Source organism: Roseivirga misakiensis, assembly GCF_001747105.1.
Lineage (GTDB): Bacteria > Bacteroidota > Bacteroidia > Cytophagales > Cyclobacteriaceae > Roseivirga > Roseivirga misakiensis.
The window spans coordinates 599,888-617,930 of the sequence record NZ_MDGQ01000005.1; the positions used below are offsets into that span (position 1 = coordinate 599,888).

The 18,043-nt window shown below is 41.2% G+C and carries 11 protein-coding genes; 3 read left to right on the forward strand and 8 right to left on the reverse strand.

All coding sequences use genetic code 11. The features are described 5' to 3' along the window. Nucleotides 1–348: 348 nt before the first annotated feature. The 3 genes from BFP71_RS10400 to BFP71_RS10410 all read left to right on the forward strand — a co-directional run bounded on the left by BFP71_RS10400 (nt 349) and on the right by BFP71_RS10410 (nt 10,082). Nucleotides 349–9,132, forward strand: coding sequence for a YDG domain-containing protein (locus BFP71_RS10400; RefSeq protein ID WP_176723350.1), 8,784 nt, complete (start codon nt 349–351; stop codon nt 9,130–9,132). Between the two features lie 11 nt (nt 9,133–9,143). Next, nucleotides 9,144–9,560, forward strand: a complete 417-nt coding sequence (locus tag BFP71_RS10405) for a hypothetical protein (protein ID WP_069835409.1) — start codon at nt 9,144–9,146, stop codon at nt 9,558–9,560. Between the two features lie 63 nt (nt 9,561–9,623). Further along, nucleotides 9,624–10,082, forward strand: a complete 459-nt coding sequence (locus tag BFP71_RS10410) for an outer membrane insertion C- signal (RefSeq protein ID WP_069835410.1) — start codon at nt 9,624–9,626, stop codon at nt 10,080–10,082. A 10-nt stretch (nt 10,083–10,092) separates the two neighbouring features. Here the strand turns inward: BFP71_RS10410 and BFP71_RS10415 are convergent, their stop codons facing one another. The 8 genes from BFP71_RS10415 to BFP71_RS10450 form a co-directional block, all read right to left on the reverse strand. Further along, nucleotides 10,093–11,247, reverse strand: a complete 1,155-nt coding sequence (locus BFP71_RS10415) for an MFS transporter (protein WP_069835411.1) — start codon at nt 11,245–11,247, stop codon at nt 10,093–10,095. 13 nt (nt 11,248–11,260) lie between these two features. Then, nucleotides 11,261–11,710: a MarR family winged helix-turn-helix transcriptional regulator gene (locus BFP71_RS10420; RefSeq protein WP_069835412.1), complete on the reverse strand. Its 450-nt coding sequence runs from the start codon at nt 11,708–11,710 to the stop codon at nt 11,261–11,263. A 139-nt stretch (nt 11,711–11,849) separates the two neighbouring features. Further along, the gene (locus tag BFP71_RS10425; RefSeq protein WP_069835413.1) at nt 11,850–12,221 is read right to left on the reverse strand and encodes a plastocyanin/azurin family copper-binding protein; all 372 of its coding nucleotides are present in this window, start codon (nt 12,219–12,221) and stop codon (nt 11,850–11,852) included. 43 nt (nt 12,222–12,264) lie between these two features. Further along, a complete protein-coding gene (locus BFP71_RS10430; RefSeq protein WP_069835414.1) occupies nt 12,265–12,819 on the reverse strand; it encodes a carboxymuconolactone decarboxylase family protein in 555 nt (184 codons plus the stop codon). Nucleotides 12,820–12,982: 163 nt separating this feature from the next. Then, a complete protein-coding gene (locus BFP71_RS10435) occupies nt 12,983–13,309 on the reverse strand; it encodes a DoxX family protein (protein ID WP_069837042.1) in 327 nt (108 codons plus the stop codon). A gap of 33 nt (nt 13,310–13,342) precedes the next feature. After that, complete coding sequence (locus BFP71_RS10440) at nt 13,343–15,511, reverse strand: xanthine dehydrogenase family protein molybdopterin-binding subunit (RefSeq protein ID WP_069835415.1); 2,169 nt, start codon at nt 15,509–15,511, stop codon at nt 13,343–13,345. Beyond that, the gene (locus BFP71_RS10445; RefSeq protein ID WP_069835416.1) at nt 15,498–15,971 is read right to left on the reverse strand and encodes a (2Fe-2S)-binding protein; all 474 of its coding nucleotides are present in this window, start codon (nt 15,969–15,971) and stop codon (nt 15,498–15,500) included. Before BFP71_RS10445 ends, BFP71_RS10440 begins: the two co-directional genes overlap by 14 nt. Nucleotides 15,972–16,119: 148 nt before the next feature. Then, nucleotides 16,120–18,021 carry a M1 family metallopeptidase gene (locus BFP71_RS10450; protein WP_176723351.1) on the reverse strand — a complete coding sequence of 634 codons (1,902 nt, stop codon included), beginning with the start codon at nt 18,019–18,021 and terminating at the stop codon, nt 16,120–16,122. Between the last annotated feature and the right edge of the window lie 22 nt (nt 18,022–18,043).

Here is an 18,043-nt window from a genome sequence, read left to right on the forward strand (position 1 = left end):
TTTATCTATGATTAATTTGAACATGAAATAGTCAATGATAGAAATAAATTAATTATGAAATACTTAAGGAGGTTTCTATATTTACACTGAAAGCTCAACGCTAATTAGGCTGTTTTTTAAAACAGAATTGGAGTGTTTAAACAGGAACACTTACTAAATGGTTGCTCAGGTTTTCTGAACCAAATCCTGTATCACAGTCACAGGAATTACCCCCTGACATTATTAAAAGGCTTTTAGCCCAGATTAATCTGGTGCTAGAGTTTCCCAATCCTTCTTCGTGTGGAGTTCCCGGTATATATCGGTTTCAAAGAATAATGTCACAATCAACCGAAATTCAAGATGGGGTTAATGCGCCAATACGAACCAGTCAAAAGTAGCTTAGGTTTAGTTTTTTTTAGTCTACTCTTTAATGTTGTCTCTTTTTTAACGGGCGAGAATACCGCTGCGATACCCGATAATCTACAGTTTACTGGTACAATTACTTTTGAACACGTGAAAGATGTTGGAGGAACTTTCGCCACTGATAATGCCCAGTTTTATACTTCGGAAAGTCAAGAGCATGTATTAGTCGTAGACGGGGAAAGTTTAGGGACGCGAGGTGCCGATAATAGGGTGTATAGCTATACTGAAGACGATATTGAAGCTCAAAACGACTTTGAAACCAAGATAAGGTTATCATTTTCTGAGTCAGAATTATTTGATGTTACCAGCACAAATTCAATTTACATCTACAATAATGGAAATGAGGCAGTTTTCAGTATTACGAGTAATACAGGTCAAATGGCCGGTTTAGTTTCGATACCAGGGCAGTCAGGTATTGCCGTTAATCTTACCGACAATAACACAGCAATTTCCTTTATCGATATCACTACGAACAACAACTTCTCTATTTACATTTCATCACTAGCCATAGAAAATGTTACTACGAGCAATGCACCTGCTCTCGATGTAGGCGATGCGACAATTACTTTTGCTCAAGGAGATGAACCGATACAGATTTCTCCAGCTGGCACTGTCAGTTTAGCAGATGAAACCTTATGGGACGGGGGCAGTTTGTCCGCCCAAATCTCAACCAATGCGAAACCAGGAGATTCTCTTTCGATTTTAGATGATGACGGCGACGACCTAGCTATTTCCATTGATGATACAGATTTATTGGCCAATGATGTGGTAGTGGGTAGTCTTAATGTCACCGATGGGAAGGTAGATGGCGAAAGCTTATTGTCAGTGGTCCTGAACGAAAATGCTACTAACGCAATTCTCCAAGAGATTTTACAGTCCATGAGGTTTGAAGAAGCCTACGGATTCGTTCAGGAGGAACTTCGAGAAATAACGGTAGTAGCTACAAATGGCGAAGGGATAGAAATCAAAAGATTTAAGAAAGTTGAATTGAATAGCTATCCTACATTTGACGGATGTCCTATGGGAGAGTTAATATGCCCTGACTTCTCACCCACTAGTGGGGCAAGTAGTATTGTTGACATTAACGGAACTACCGTACTTGGTTTGTCAGACCTAACAGGAGGATTTACAGCTCCAGAAGGGAGTTATTTTAAAGTTGAAAAGTTTAATGGTGAATTATTAATTAATGATAAGGCTGTTGTCAAAGATCAAAACGACAGCATTAGCTCAATCGATGTTGCCAAGTTTACACCAAATCGGGGAAGTGGCCAATACAATATTATTTATGGCACTTTGTACTTTCTGACAAGTCCGGATACATACTTCGAAGTTCCAGCACCTGCTCGGGTTTTTGCGGATGTAGATAATACAGTTTTGTCGCCGACTTTCACTCATGCTGGAAACCAAACTGTCGATCAAAATGCTGGTGCTACTACTAAATTGAATTTCATTACATCCATTGATGATGGTGATCTACTTTCGGATCAAGAAGTGACATTTTTAATCACTGAAAATGATAACACAGATTTATTTAGTTCGGTACCTGCCATTTCCAATAGTGGAATTCTAACCTATACTCCAAAATCAGACACTTACGGAAAGGCTAATTTAACCGTAACCATGTCTAACGAAGATGATCAAACGTCCACACAAGATTTTACGATTTATGTAACGCCAACGGGCTTATTAATAAATGAAATACAACCCAAGGCAAGTGCTGATTTTGAGTTTGTGGAGATCTTTAATAATAGTAACGAAACCCAAAATTTAAGTGGTTTAGTGTTGGTTTTATTCAATGGGTCCAATGATTTGGCTTATAAAGATATCGGACTTGAAGGCACCCTCGTTGGTAGCGATTATTTAGTAATTGGTGGCGAGCAAGTACCTAATTTAGATGAAGACTGGGGGAGTACTTCGTTTCAAAATGGTACTGACGCCGTAGCCTTGTATGTTGGTTCAACTTCGGATTTCAATACATCGTCACCGCCAAGTTTAGATGGGTTGGTAGACGTGATTGTTTATGGTGACTCAGATGGCGAAACTTTGAGAGCCTCCTTTGGTAATGCAGCCCTCAGAGCTCCAGGGGACGATAGTAACTCACTTTCTCGTACAGTAGATGATTCCAATGTTTTTGTGGTACAACCAGAAACACCGGGAGAATCAAATATTAATCAGGCTATAACGCTTACAATTAGTGGTCTTACAGGTCTAAATAAGGTTTATGATCGGAATACTGCGACACAAGCTGAGGGAACAGCTGAGCTGTCAGGTATAGAAGAAGGAGATGATGTTTCATTAGGCGGAACTCCTGAATTCAATTTTAGCACCTCAGATGTTGGAACGAATCTCGAAATATTAGTTACAGGATATTTACTTGAAGGGGCGGATAAAGATAAATATGAACTCTCTTTACCAACATTGACCGGAAATATCACGCCTAAAGAATTAACGGTTAGTGTGACGGCTAATAATAAGGTTTATGATAAGACGACGACTGGTACAGTAGGATCAGCTGGTTTATCAGGTATTGAAAGTGGCGATGTAGTAACGATTGATGGTAGTCCGAGTGCATTTGCCTTTGGAAGCGATGATGTTGGTTCTGGTGTTACTGTCACTGCTACAGGTACCTATACCTTAACAGGTACAGATGCTGGTAACTATACATTGTCGCAACCTACACTTTCAGCAGACATTACGCCTAAAGAATTAACGATCAATGTAACGGCTAATAATAAGACTTATGATAAGACGACGACTGGGACAGTAGGTTCAGCTAGTTTATCAGGCGTAGAAATTGGCGATGTAGTAACGATAGATGGTAGTCCAAGTGCATTTGCCTTTGCAAGCGATGATGTTGGGACTGGCATTGCGTTTACAGCCACAGGCAACTATACAATTACAGGCACAGATGCTGGTAACTACACGGTATCACAGCCGAGTGGCTTATCGGCCGACATTACTGCTAAAGGCTTAACAGTTGATGTCACAGCCAATAACAAGACTTATGATAAGACGGCTGCTGCGACCGTAGGTTCAGCTAGTTTATCAGGTGTAGAAAGCGGAGATGTAGTGACGATAGATGTTAGCCCAAGTGCATTTGCCTTTGTGAGCGATGATGTTGGGACTGGTATTGCAGTTACAGCCACAGGGAACTATACAATTACAGGTACAGATGCCGGTAATTATACGGTATCGCAACCTACACTTTCAGCAGACATTACCGCTAAAGGCTTAACAGTTGATGTAACAGCGAATAACAAGACTTATGACAAGACGACGGCTGCGACGGTAGGTTCAGCTAGTTTATCAGGCGTAGAAATTGGCGATGGAGTGACGATAGATGTTAGCCCAAGTGCATTTGCCTTTGTTAGCGATGATGTTGGGACTGATATTGTGGTTACAGCCACAGGGAACTATACAATAACAGGTACTGATGTTGGTAATTATACACTATCGCAACCTACACTTTCAGCAGACATTACCGCAAAAGGCTTAACAGTTGATGTCACAGCGAATAGCAAGACTTATGACAAGACGACGGCTGCGACGGTAGGATCAGCTAGTTTATCAGGCGTAGAAATTGGCGATGTAGTGACGATAGATGTTAGCCCAAGTGCATTTGCCTTTGTTAGCGATGATGTTGGGACTGATATTGTGGTTACAGCCACAGGTACTTACACTTTAACAGGCACAGATGCTGGTAATTATACCTTGACACAGCCAAGTGGCTTATCGGCAGATATTACAGCTAAAGGCTTAACAGTTGATGTCACAGCTAATAATAAGACTTACGATAAGACAACGATTGCGACCGTAGGTTCAGCTAGTTTATCAGGTATAGAGAGCGGCGATGTAGTGACGATAGATGGTAGTCCAAGTGCATTTGCCTTTGCAAGCGATGATGTTGGGACTGGTATCGCCGTTATAGCAACAGGTACCTACACTATCACAGGCGCAGATGTCAATAATTATTCTGTCACTCAACCTTCAGGACTGTCTGCGGATATCACGCCGAAAGTCTTGTCAGTAATCGCTCAAGCAGACAATAAAACTTATGATGGTGATGTAACCGCTACGGTAAGTTCGGCAAGCTTAAATACCGATGAAGAGGTCATTGAAAATGATGACGTGTCAATTGATGAAAGTCCGAGCGCTTACGCATTTGTAGACTCAGATGCAGGCAGTGGGAAATCGGTCGTCATAGTGGAGGGAGAATTTACCCTGAGTGGAAACGATGCTCACAATTATATGGTCACTCAGCCTGATAATCTTAGCGCAGATATTATTCCAAAGGGATTGACACTAATCGTAACAGTCAATGATAAAGTGTACGATGGAGAATTGTCGACAACTGTTGATCAAGCTTCGATAGAAGGCCTAATCGAGGGCGATCTTGTCACTTTGTCGGCACCGAATACTTTGGATTTCGTAGATCCCAGTGTTGGAAATGATAAAACTGTGGTGGTAGATGAGCTCTTCTCAATCGAAGGTGCTGCTGCTTCCAATTATTTTATAGATGATAGCCAATCAGAAGGAAGCATACTCCCTAAAGAATTGTCGATTACGGGTCTTGTAGGTATTGATAAAACCTATGATGGTAGCACTGCTGCAAGTACGAATGGGATAGCAAATTTAACAGGGCTTGTTGGGGAAGATGAAGTCGTTTTAGATGGAAATCCGACTTTTATATTTACGAGTGCAAATGTTGCTGATAATATCACGATCACTACTTCTGGATATGCGATATCAGGAGCTGAAGCAGGTAATTACACCATTATTCAACCAATACTCTCGGCAGATATTTCGGCCAAGGCTTTAGTGATAGTTGGAATTACAGGTGATAATAAAGTCTATGATGGAGGTACTTCGGCCTCAATTAGCGGCTCAGCGGCATTAACAGGTTCGGTAACGGGTGATGACATCAGTATAAGTGGAATGCCAGAATTTACCTTTGAGAACAAGAATGTCGGAACAGGCATTGCTGTCACAGCAACAGGCGACTATACTTTAACAGGCGCAGATGCTAATAACTACACGGTGTTGCGGCCTACACTCACGGCAGACATTATAGCGAAAGAATTAACGATTAGTGTAGCAGCTAATAATAAGACTTACGATAAGACGACATCCGCGACCGTAGGATCAGCTAGTTTATCAGGTATAGAGGGTGGCGATGTAGTAACGATAGATGGTAGTCCAAGTGCATTTGCTTTTGCAAGCGATGATGTTGGGACTGGCATTGTAGTTACGGCCACAGGTACTTACACTTTAACAGGCACAGATGCTGGTAACTACACGGTATCACAGCCTACACTTTCAGCAGACATTACAGCGAAGACTCTGACAGTGACTGGTCTAACCGGAGACAATAAAATCTTTGATGGTAATACAACAGCTAGTGCTAGCGGTACCGCAGTCTTGAATGGTGTTATCGGTGCAGATGATGTAATCTTAGATGGTGTCCCTGTCTATACCTTTGTTAGCTCAAGTGTTGGAACAGGAATTGTGATCAATACATCGGGTTATTTCCTCATTGGATCTGATGCGGGTAACTACACAGTAACCCAGCCAACGCTTTCTGGTGATATTACAGAACCAACGGTAGCCTTTGCATTAACCACTAGTAATCAATCGGAATCGGCAAGCACAGCGAATATAAACGTTGCTTTATCTTCAGTGACAGCTGCTGCCGTTACTGTGAATTACACAGTTTCTGGAACAGCTACAGGGTCAGGCACAGACTATACCTTGGCCGATGGTACCCTAACAATCAATCCTAATAGTAGCTCAGAGGATATCTCAATAAGTATAATTGATGACTTATTAGATGAGTTTGACGAGACAGTGGTTGTGACCTTAAATAATCCAACTGGAGCAACCTTAGGTAGCAATACGGTACATACTTACACAATCAACGATAATGACGATGCGCCAACTGTTCAGTTTGATATTGCTACAGATGGTCAGTCAGAAAATGAAGAAGCTCAAGACCTGCCTATATCGATAAGTGCAGAGAGCGGTAAAACAGTAACAGTTGACTATGCAGTTACAGGAACAGCAACAGGTAGTGGGACGGATTATACCCTTGCCGATGGTACATTTACTTTCAATGCAGGAGACGTAGGCCGAACATTTTTCTTGACAGGTATTGTTAATGATCTATTGGACGAAGACGATGAGACCATTATCATCACCCTTTCCAATCCAAGCAATGCAACGCTAGGTGGTCAGCAAACTTTGACTTACACGATTCAGGACGATGATGCATCACCAACAGTAATACTTTCAGTTGGAGATAATACGATTGATGAAGCCTCTGGAACAAGTAACATCACGGCTACATTATCGGCGATATCGGGTCGCGATGTTACCGTGAACCTAGGCTACACAGGTACTGCTACGAATGGCACTGATTATAACAGCACAGCCAGTACGTCGATTACAATTCCAGCAGGACAATCTTCGGCAAATGCAGCCATAGGTCTTACGGCCACTCAGGATACCGATGGAGAAGGTAATGAGACAATTATTATCGAAATAACCTCAGTTGTTAATGGTACCGAAGATGGTATTCAGCAACAGACCATCACTTTAGTAGATGATGATGACATCACTGCACCAAGTGGTTACAGCGTAACGATGGATGATGAACTGATTGGAGGAGCAGAAACGGCAACTAGCACTTTCACCTTCGTAGGAGCAGAAGTAGGAGCCAACTATAACTATACGGTGAGTTCAGATGGTGGTGGAAATGATGTGACTGGCACAGGAACAATTGCAACGGCAACTGATCAAATAACGCTTGCGGACCTGTCAGGCTTGGTTGATGGCACATTGACCTTAACAGTAGCCCTAACCGATCCATCAGGGAATATTGGGACGGCAGTAACGAGTAGTACAACATCAAAAGATACAACGGCTCCAAATGCTCCAATGGTGAACAGTATAACTACCGATAGTGGCAGCAACGGCACAGACCAAATCACTAATGACAATACGCCAGATGTAAATGGCACAGCAGAAGCCAATGCCATGGTAGAAGTCTTTGTAGATGGAAGTAGTGTCGGTACAACAAGCGCTGATATGGATGGAAACTGGACAATGGCCTATAATGGCAATGACCCAATAACTGATGGAGAGTTAGTGATCACGGCTACGGCCACTGATGAGGCAGGAAACCAGAGTTCTGAAAGTAGTGCTTTGAACGTAATTATCGACACTACTGCCCCTACCGCACCAATGGTGATTAGTATAAGCACAGATAGTGGGGCGAATGGAGCTGATCAAATTACCAACGATAATACCTTATACATTAATGGTATAGCAGAGGGTGATGCCACTGTAGAAGTACTCATAGATGGAATAAGCATTGGTCATACCACAGCAGATAGCAATGGAAACTTCAGTTTCGATCATACTGGTACTGAACTGAGTGATGCGAGTTACAGTCTGACAGCCAAGGCTACGGATATAGCAGGTAATGAAAGTGCGGAAAGCACCGAGTTTGATCTAACCATAGATACTGCGTCGCCAGAGGTGATTTCCATTGTTAGAAAAGAGGCAGATCAGCTAAGGACGGGAGCTGAAGAGGCGAATTTTACAGTGATATTTTCTGAGATAATAATTGACGTAGATATAGCTGACTTCGCGATTACGCTATCAGGGACGACAGGCGTTATCAACACAGTTACCGCTATTGACGGTAAAACTTATGAGGTCAATGTGAATGGTATTTCAGGTGAAGGTACTATTGGTATAGAGGTTGTTGATGACGATAGTATTCTAGACGAGGTCGGTAATCCTTTGGGTGGAATAGGTGCCGACAATGGAAACTTCACAGCAGGCGAGATTTATACCACCAATTTCGCACCAATTGATATAATAGATTTAGGGTGTTTTGTAGAAAATAATTCGATTGGAGATGTTGTAAGAGAACTAATTAGTGTAGATCGTGATACAGATGATCACCATGTATATTCCCTTGTCGAGGGAATAGGGGATGCCGATAATGCAAGTTTCACAATTGACGGTAACCAGTTAAAGGCAGCTGAAATATTTGACTTTGAAACCGCAAACAGTTACTCCATAAGAGTGAAAACGGATGATGGCTTTGGAGGGGTATTTGAAAAAGCCCTGACAATTGACATTGGAAACGAATTGGAACCATCGATAACTATAGCAGAAACAGAAACTGCTTTTGATGTTTCGGCACTTGGCTTAAGTCAAGAAAGAACGATTAATGTCACTAATAATGGCGAGGTATTGGTTCAGGTTACTACAGCGGTAACTTCAAATAACTTCAATGCATCTCCTTCAATATTCGACATTGAGGTTGGCGAAACAGTTCAAATAACAATTTCTTTCGTACCGACTGAAGCGAGAACATACAACGAAAGTTTCACTTTTATTTATGAGGGAGGCGAAGTAAATCATCCTGTCAGTGGGGAGGGTGCTGTTATTACGTCAGTTGACCAAAAGATAGATCCGGCAAGTATTTCTGTTTATCCTAACCCAGCGGATAAGTTGCTTACAATTGACTTATCAAAATTAGCAGTTAGCCAAATTGATGTTGAAATAGTCAATACGGTAGGGTTGAAGATAATAAGTATGAGCACTTCAACTGATGAAGTAATTCAACTCGATATTTCAAGCTACAAGTCGGGTGTCTATATACTGCAATTCAACAATGGTGTCTCAATGGCAAGAAAGAAAATAGTGATTAAACGATAGCCCCTAGTAAGATGAAAATTCAACAAAAGATATCCCTGATAGCGATTTTATTGATCACTTTTTTGTGGTCATGTTCGAGCGATGACCCTAATGCAAAAGAAATAGCATTCGAAAAACTTGAGGGTGATTGGAGTTTGGATGAGAGTGGAATCATTGAACTTGACGGTACCGATATAAGCCTGAATTACAGCGATTTTTCCTTGTCTTTTGCTGATGGTACCTATGAAACTATCAATGGTGGAGATCTCTTTAACGCGAGTGGTACATGGGAATGGATAGGTGATGATGGAACAACTTTGCTCTTAGATACTGGCGAAGGAGTATCTATACTCACTTTAACAGAAAGCGTATTCAGGTTCTCATTCTTTCACCAAGGCAGTACACGAACAGGACTTCGAGGTAGTTATATAGTGCAAGTGGGAAAATAACTTGAGTCAGTCATTCTTTTCATATCCGCTGGTATTTATTACCGATGATATCTAGTTTTGGGTATGAGAAAGTTATTAGTAATAGCAGTTATACTTTTTGGATTTTCTGGCTTACAACAAGTAAAAGGTCAAGAAATTGGTGTCCGATTCGGCAATGGTCTTGTTAGCGATGTAGCTTTTGATGCCGTTTTTTCTTTTGGTCAGTTTAGTAGAATTCATTCCAATGTAGCATTTGGCAACGATCAGGTAGGTGTTAGTGCATTATTGGACTTTATTTATCGCCCATTGGGGGAAGAAGGCTTTAGCTGGTATACTGGAGCTGGCCCATATGTAGCATTGGGTGGTGATTTCCAATTAGGAGCCGCTGGTGAAATAGGACTAGAATATCAATTTGGCCAAGTGCCTCTATCTTTAAGTTTGGACTGGCGACCAGCATTTAGACTTGTCGATGATACGGACTTCAGCGTAGATGGTTTTGGATTTAACCTGAGGTACGTCTTCAAAAGTAAAGAGCGAGACTAGCCGAAGCAATTTAGTTTTTGATGAGTCTTTTGTTTCTCAATAGAACCACAAATGACGTAAAGATCATGGCGATCGATAGGTAGAGAAACCCACTTTTAATAGAGGTAGCATCTATAAGTGGCTGGAAAAAAAGCGGAGATGCAAACTGTCCAAGAAAAATAAAGGTCGTTAACAAACCAAGCACCTTCCCTCTAATTTCGGGAGAAGCCATAGTAACTAGGCATAAATTTGAGTTCGGCATCAGTAATCCCGCACCCAGGCCAGAAATTAATAGTCCGGGAAATGTCATCGCGTAACTATTTGCAGTGGAGATTAATAGATAGCCTATTCCCATGAACAGAAAAGTCAATGCATAGATTTGATAGTGAGTGAATCTTCTTTTTAGCTTTGGGTATTGGAAAGATGTGACACCGCCTACGAGCATGACCGTGGCAATGGCAAAGCCGGTTTCTTTACTGCCCACACTTGAAATCTCTTGCATTAAAAAGGGTGTTTGAACGGGCATGAGATAGAAAGTAATCATTCCAATAAAGGAAATGATGAAAATCGTCCAGGCGAGCTTTGGAATACTTGTCTTATCCTGATTTTTTGAAATATTAGCTGTTCTAATCGGCTCTTTTAAGAAAAGTAAGACCATTGGCACAGCAACTAAGGCCAGTAGATAAATTGCGAACGGATATCGCCAACTGATATCGGCTAGAACTCCACCCAATGAAATGAACAATGTGCCAGACAATGCCATGATACCTGCTTGAGTGCCGATAAACTGTTGTCTTTCGTCCCCTTCGAAATAATCGCCTATTAGCGCGACTGCTGTGGTCATAATCCCACCTACGGCAACTCCTAGAAAAACCCTTCCAATAATTATTTCAATTAATGTATTAAGGTACAACCCAGAACTGCCAGCCGCAGCGTACAAGAATAGCATAGAGGCCAAAAGCTTGATACGACCAAATTTGTCAATAAACCAGCCAGAAATAGGGGATGTTAATGCAATGAATAGACCTGGAATAGTCAAGACAAGCTTTACCAGCGTCTCCGCACTTGGATTATTTGGAAATGCGTTAGTCATTTCTGGTAATGACGGGGCAATTGTGGCCCCAGCCATCACGGTCATCATACTACAGAAAAGAATGGTTGACTTTACAAGTGCGGTATTTTTCAATTGAGGAAAGAACCTAGGCTCTCAGTTTATTTAATAACTGGTTAAGCACTTTGAGCTCTTTTTCGTTCAAATTATTTGTGATATCATCAATTAAAGTCATTTCGTCATCGATTTGGCCCAGTAAGTTTAAACCATTTTCATTGATGAACACTTGAATTTTACGTCCATCATGAGGGCAAGGCTTTTTCCAAATAAGTCCTTTCGTACAGAGCTTGTCGACCAATCTAGATGCATCAGCATTCCCGATAATCATTTTATCCTTAATTTCTAAAGTACTGATGGGCTCCGAATTCTGACCGCGTAAAATTCGCAGTACGTTCAGCTGTTGTAGCGTAATGTTGTGCGGTTTTAACAACTCAGTCATTCGTTGTGTAAGCCAGTAACCTGAGTATAAAAGGTTGACTCTGGATTTATGTTGTATACTTTGGAATGAGCCTTTTATCAACTGTTCATCTAATGTCATCTCAAAATGATTTAGGTAAAGTAATACAATGTTGAAACATTGAGTGAGTATTGCAAACTGATGATATAAAAAAGGCCATCCTTACTTGCGGAGGCAAGTCATAGGATGGCACCTTAATTAACACTACAAATCAACTCACTTATTCTTTCACCACTATTTTGTAGTGTGGTGTTGGGTTTAATGGGCAGAAGTAATTGTACGTTCCAGCCGCTAGGTTTACCACTTTGGAAGAACCTTTTTCGCCATCCTTAATCGCTTTTGAAAGGTATCCGGCCTTAATGTGATCGCCTTCTTTTCCATCTTTCACTGGAGCAATTACAAAACCTACTTCATGGTCAACTCCTTTATTCGTTACCTCGAAAATGTATTTTCCCGGTTTTAAAGTCAGCTCTTTTGTTACAAATTCGCCTGGTGTTTGGTCAAGCTTAATTACTGTTGCTTCTTTTTGTTGCGCAAAACCAATGGCTGAAAATCCTATTAGTAATGCCGCGATGATTAATGATCTTTTCATCTTATTTAAATTGTTATTATTTGTCAATTGATTGATTGTTCTATTAAACTAAAGCTGGCTCTTCTATTGGTTGAGCTACAGGGAAGTCAATAGCAATTTGGGTTAGGTTGTGCACATAATTAGCTAATGTTTTATCAGCTACTAATGCGATCAGATCTATTAGAGCCGCATTGTCAAAACCTTGAGCGAAAAATGCTTCGACGGTCTCTTCAGATGCTCTTCCGCGATTTTCCGTGATATCTTGAGCAAGTTTTACAATCGCATCAAGTCTAGCATTGTCGCTTTCACCTTTTCGTAAGGAAATAGTTTCTTCTTCGGTAAACCCGTTCATTTTACCTAAAGCTGTATGCGCAGCTTGGCAATAATCACAGCCATTGATCTGTGAAACAGCTAGGTATACGGCTTCACGTTCTTTGGCGTTAAATGTTCCTTTAGCTTGAGCGCCTTGGAAAGCTAAGAATGAGCTTAGTGCATTAGCTGATTGGCCAATGGTCGCGTAAAGATTTGGAACCATTCCTACTTGCTTTTTCAAATTATCAAAGATGGCTTGTGCCTCTGGTGAAACTTGATCTCTGGTTGGTACTTCAAAAGTTCTCATGATGATTTTTATTTATGTTTTCTTTTTGTTTTCAAAATTCAGATACAAAACTGATGTTGTAACATTAAAGTTCAAACATTGAAAAATAAATTAAAATATTTAATCAAGACAGGTGTTAACTATCAGTGAATCAGTTGAATAGATATTTCAGAAAAATATACGCTTATGTGAAAAGCCATGCCCAATAGACTAACCATCCTTGAAGCGGTAGTCTTAACCAGAGCATAATGGTGTAGAAAAGACGTTTACGATTATCGGTGATCACCATGTGAAAGTTAGCCGGAAATACACCGATTAGAACGGTTATTATACCCCAAGCACCAATTGATTGCGTCTCGGGTAAAAGTAACAGTACTCCAAAAAGAATCTCTAAGGCGCCACTCAGATATACCATCGCCAATGGGAATGGTATATACGGCGGCATAATTTTAAGGTATGCTTTTGGCTTCCAAAAGTGTGGAATGCCGGCTAGAATATACATGCCGGCCATTATATATAGTGAATCGTTATCCAACCTATTTTACTACACTTTCTGCAAATCAAACGGCAATACCCTAATTCGTTTTCCAGTCAAATTAAACACGGCATTAGTCAGCGCAGGGGCAATAGGGGGTAGGCCTGGCTCACCAACTCCACCTGGCGCTTCATCATTTTCCATTAGATGAACTTGGATATCTTTTGGTGCCTCATTCATTCTAAGCATCCTGTAAGTGTCAAAATTGTCTTGCTCCGCTGCCCCATCTTTGAATGTAATGGCATCCTTTAGGGCTGCCGTCAACCCATAGATAATGTTGCCTTCGGTTTGAGCAATTACTTGATCTGGGTTTACAAAAACACCACAGTCAACTACAGAAACTACTTTTGGTATGCTTACCAGACCATTTTCCTTTTTCAAAAAGACAGCATGGGCGACAATTGAACCAAAGCTTTCTACAATCGCCATACCTTTGCCCTCATTAGGGCCGAGCTTTTGACTCCAGTTCGACTCCTTTTCAAGGCGTTTCAATACATTAACAAATCTAGACTCTAATAAGAGTTTATCTTTTCTAAATTCAAGAGGGTCAACTTTCAATTCAGCTGCCATTTCATCTATAAAACTCTCATGCGGGAAGGCATTGGTAGACCCAAAGACAGAACGCCACCAGTGGATCGGAATTTGGTTTTTGTACTCGGTATATCTTACCGATATATCGTCAAAGTCATAGTGCGTATTGATGGCTTCCATCACTTCAAAGGGTACGCGACCATTGCTACCTCTTCCTTGGGTAGTAATAGCAGGACTAATTAGTTTATGCTGTAAACTGACCCTGTCTTCATTGTAAACCGCTGTTAGTTGATGGTAACTAGTTTGTCTAAAAGGTCCTTGAAGCGTATCGTCTTCTCGAGACCAAATGAGCTTTACCGGTTTTCTTAACGCCTTTGATATCTGGAAACACTCTTCCAATGAATCATTCATCGAGCGTCTTCCAAACCCACCTCCGAGATAGGGTAGGTGTACTTTGATCTTCGATTCTGCCTCATTATCAGCAATACCGAGTTGTCTGGCAAAATTTCTCTGTACTTGAGGACTCTGGCTTGGTGCCCATACCTCAACGGTATTGTCCTCTCTTACATGAACAGTGGCGTTCATCGGTTCCATACAAGAATGGGCCATATGTGGTAGCCTATAGTGGACCCTTTTTACTTTAGCACCCCTTGCCGTAAGACTCTTTTTGAAATCTCCTTTTTCAACGTGTTCCAAGCCATCTTCCTTGCTTAGATTTTGCATGTCTTTATTCATGCTTTCAGTTGAAATATTTTTGAATTCAGCATTATCCCAGCTTACATTCAACTTCTTTCTTCCTTCCGTTGCCGCGAAGTAATTCTCAGCGATTACAGCAATACCCGTATTCTTTTTACCATAAACAGTACGCGTTACCTCCATGACGTCTATTACGCCTTTTACAGATTTTGCAGCATCAGCATCGTAGTTTTTTACTTTCCCTTGTAAAGTAGGGCATCGTTCTATGGTAGCGTAGAGAAGACCTTCGGTTTTTGCATCGATTCCAAAGTCGGCAGAACCATTAACTTTTGCTGGCAGATCTGGCCGAGGCGTGGTTTTTCCGATGATCTTGAAATCCTTCTTGGTTTTCAATGTTGGCTTTTTGGGTAATGTCAACTTGGAAGCATCGGTGACTAGTTCGCCATAATTAAGCTGTTTATCAGTTCCTTTTTGGTAAACAATACCATCTTTAGCTTCGCATGCTGAAATTTGAACCCCCCATTTTTTTGATGCCGCTTCCAACAGAACAGCTTTTGTAGCGGCTCCCAGTTGGCGCATTGGCATAAAGAGGCTTCTTACACTTCTACTTCCGCCAATGGATTGTCTTCCATACTGCCTTGACGCACTAGCTTTAATAATCTTTACTTGGTCCATACTGACCTCAAGTTCTTCCGCTATAATGGCCGGTATTCCTTGAGAAATACCTTGCCCCAACTCCGGTACGTGTGCCATGATGGTGACTAAACCGTCGGTATTAATTGAAACGTACGGATTAAGTTGTGTGCCATCGATCAAGTCCTCAGGCATTAGCATCTTAAAGGAACTATCATTTGACCCAAAAGCAAGCGTATCAAACCCAACGGCTAGCATAACGCTGGCCATGCCCGTTACTTTTAGAAATCTTCTTCTATCGAGTTTATTTGCTTCCATTGTTGATTTCTTTAGAGGCGACATGAATTGCTTTTCTTATTCTGTGATATGTTCCACATCTACAAATATTACCCGACATGGCTTGGTCAATATCTTGATCGGAAGGGGATGGCTTCTGTTCTAACAAAGCGACTGCCGACATGATCTGTCCCGATTGACAATACCCACATTGAGGTGCTTGAACTTCTAGCCAAGCTTTTTGTACAGGGTGCTCATTATTAGTTGATATACCCTCTATCGTTGTGATTTTCTGACTGGCCGAAGCTGAAACAGGCAATGCGCATGAACGGACTGGAGCCCCATTTAAATGTACAGTACATGCACCGCACTGAGCAATGCCGCAACCGTACTTGGTGCCTGTTAAACCTACTTCGTCGCGGATAACCCAGAGCAACGGAGTCTGAGGCTCTGCCTCAACGGTATACTCTTTATTGTTGATATTGAGTTTATAAGAAGCCATTAGTGGAATTTTAATCTACATACAATGTAGTGGTTTTAGGAATATATAGCTATAGATTCTTATGATCAACAGAATGTTAATCGTCTTGTTTTGAACTAAAAAAAAGCCCAGCTTCTCAGCTAGGCTTTTGCAGTTCTTATAACAAACGTTATTTCTTTTCTTCCAACTTTTCAGCTGCCCATTTATTGTTTTCCTTGTCTACATCAGCCATTCTACCCGATGGGTCAATAACTACTGAAGCAATGTCTGAAATAGGTCTGTCAACTGAGAAATTATACGTTGGGTTAGTCCAAGGCCAATCTTCATGGACAATTCTCTTGTCATTTGTTTCAGCTGGTTTTTCGCCGCGCATCATTCTCAGGGCCATATAGTGAACCTCTTTGGTGCCATCCTTGTAAGTCACAACTACGTCGATCGGCATAGGCATTTTTCCAACTTTATTCAATGTAATGTTAGTTTTGCCGCCTTCTCCAACAACTTCACCTACCGCATAATCTATTTGTTTGGTCGTGAAAACGAAATATTCGTTATACCAATCCAATTCAAGTCCTGATACCTCTTCAAATACCCTTAGTACATCATTCGGGTTAGGATGCTTGAATTTCCACTGGTTAAAGTATTCCAAAAGACCTTTGTCTCTTGCTTCTTCACCGATTACATATCCCATTTGGCTCATCCAAACGGCACCTTTTCCGTAAGCTGCGGCACTGTAGATGCCATTGTAGTCATAGTGATCAGAATGAGTACTCAAAGCTTCTTCTCGTCCGCTTTTAGCTGAACTTAAATAGCTTCCTTGTCCAGATCTAGAGCCAATGTTTTCAATGGTTGTTTCTGGTTTTTCAGCATCGGTCGTTTCATAGCGAATATGTGAAGAGATTCTAGAGGAAGCGTAAGATGTAAAACCTTCATCCATCCAAGGGTGTAAAGCTTCGTTACTTCCTAAAACACCATGATACCAGTCGTGCATAGACTCATGAATTGTAACACCGAGGAGGCTTCCTCTTTGTCCTGTGATAAGCGTGGACATTGGGTATTCCATACCGCCGTCACCCCCTTGGATCACTGAGAATTGCTTGTATGGGTATTGGCCAAAGTACTTATTGGCGTATTCGAATGACATTTCTGTCAGTGGTCTTAGTTTTTCCCAGTTCTCTTCATTTTGACCTTTTTGGTGAAAAAAGTGAAGCACAATACCATTTTTCATCGTGAGTTTATTGTGCAAATAGTCGGGGTCCGCGGCCCACATAAAATCATGTACATCTGGTGCTATAAAGTGCCAAGTTAGTTTGCCATTTACTACTTTTTTATTCACTTCTTGTCCTTCGTCCTCATAGCCATGTCCTATTTCTTGAGGGTTTTGTAAGTATCCAGTACCACCGACAACGTAGTCTTTGTCGATAGTGAGTTTTAATTCATAATCGCCCCAAACACCGTAGAACTCACGTCCGATGTATTCGTCAGCATGCCATCCTTGATAATCATATTCGGCTAATTTAGGGAACCACTGGGCCATAGAATATCGAACACCTTCTCGGTTATCTCTTCCCGATCTTCTGATTTGAAGCGGCACTTGACCATTCCAAACCATATCGAAAGTTACAGTCTCGCCTGGCTTAATTGGCTGGTTGAGCTTTACTTCTAAAACGGTTCCTACGACCTCATACTTCACGTCAGCTCCATTTTGCTTGAGTGAAGTAATCTTCTGATAGCCAATTTCATCTTCGCTTAACTTTGAAATACGGTCCCTTACTCGTCTATCAGGATCAGCAATTGTTCGCGATCTTACGTCCATCATACTTCCAGGCTGAAATGCATTGAAATAGAGGTGATAGAATACTTGGTTTAATTCATCAGGAGAGTTATTAGTATAATCAAGTTTTTGTGTGCCGTAGAACTTATTGGTCTCTACGTCCATCTCCACTTCCATGTAGTAGTTTACCCGTTGCTGCCAACGTTCATTACTACTTCTATCAGCCAGGTTTTGCCCCATCACAAAGGTGCAAACTGACAATAAAAATGACGCTTGTATTGCGACTCGTCTAATATTCATATCGTTCGTTTTTTAACAGGAG

What these genes read in the sequence shown, in the direction of transcription:
- BFP71_RS10425 (WP_069835413.1), bottom strand. Translation starts at nt 12,221, where the DNA reads ATGAAAAGATCATTAATCATCGCGGCATTACTAATAGGATTTTCAGCC.
- BFP71_RS10445 (WP_069835416.1), bottom strand. Translation starts at nt 15,971, where the DNA reads ATGGCTTCTTATAAACTCAATATCAACAATAAAGAGTATACCGTTGAG.
- BFP71_RS10400 (WP_176723350.1), top strand. Translation starts at nt 349, where the DNA reads ATGCGCCAATACGAACCAGTCAAAAGTAGCTTAGGTTTAGTTTTTTTT.
- BFP71_RS10435 (WP_069837042.1), bottom strand. Translation starts at nt 13,309, where the DNA reads ATGGCCGGCATGTATATTCTAGCCGGCATTCCACACTTTTGGAAGCCA.
- BFP71_RS10405 (WP_069835409.1), top strand. Translation starts at nt 9,144, where the DNA reads ATGAAAATTCAACAAAAGATATCCCTGATAGCGATTTTATTGATCACT.
- BFP71_RS10450 (WP_176723351.1), bottom strand. Translation starts at nt 18,021, where the DNA reads ATGAATATTAGACGAGTCGCAATACAAGCGTCATTTTTATTGTCAGTT.
- BFP71_RS10430 (WP_069835414.1), bottom strand. Translation starts at nt 12,819, where the DNA reads ATGAGAACTTTTGAAGTACCAACCAGAGATCAAGTTTCACCAGAGGCA.
- BFP71_RS10420 (WP_069835412.1), bottom strand. Translation starts at nt 11,710, where the DNA reads ATGACATTAGATGAACAGTTGATAAAAGGCTCATTCCAAAGTATACAA.
- BFP71_RS10440 (WP_069835415.1), bottom strand. Translation starts at nt 15,511, where the DNA reads ATGGAAGCAAATAAACTCGATAGAAGAAGATTTCTAAAAGTAACGGGC.
- BFP71_RS10410 (WP_069835410.1), top strand. Translation starts at nt 9,624, where the DNA reads ATGAGAAAGTTATTAGTAATAGCAGTTATACTTTTTGGATTTTCTGGC.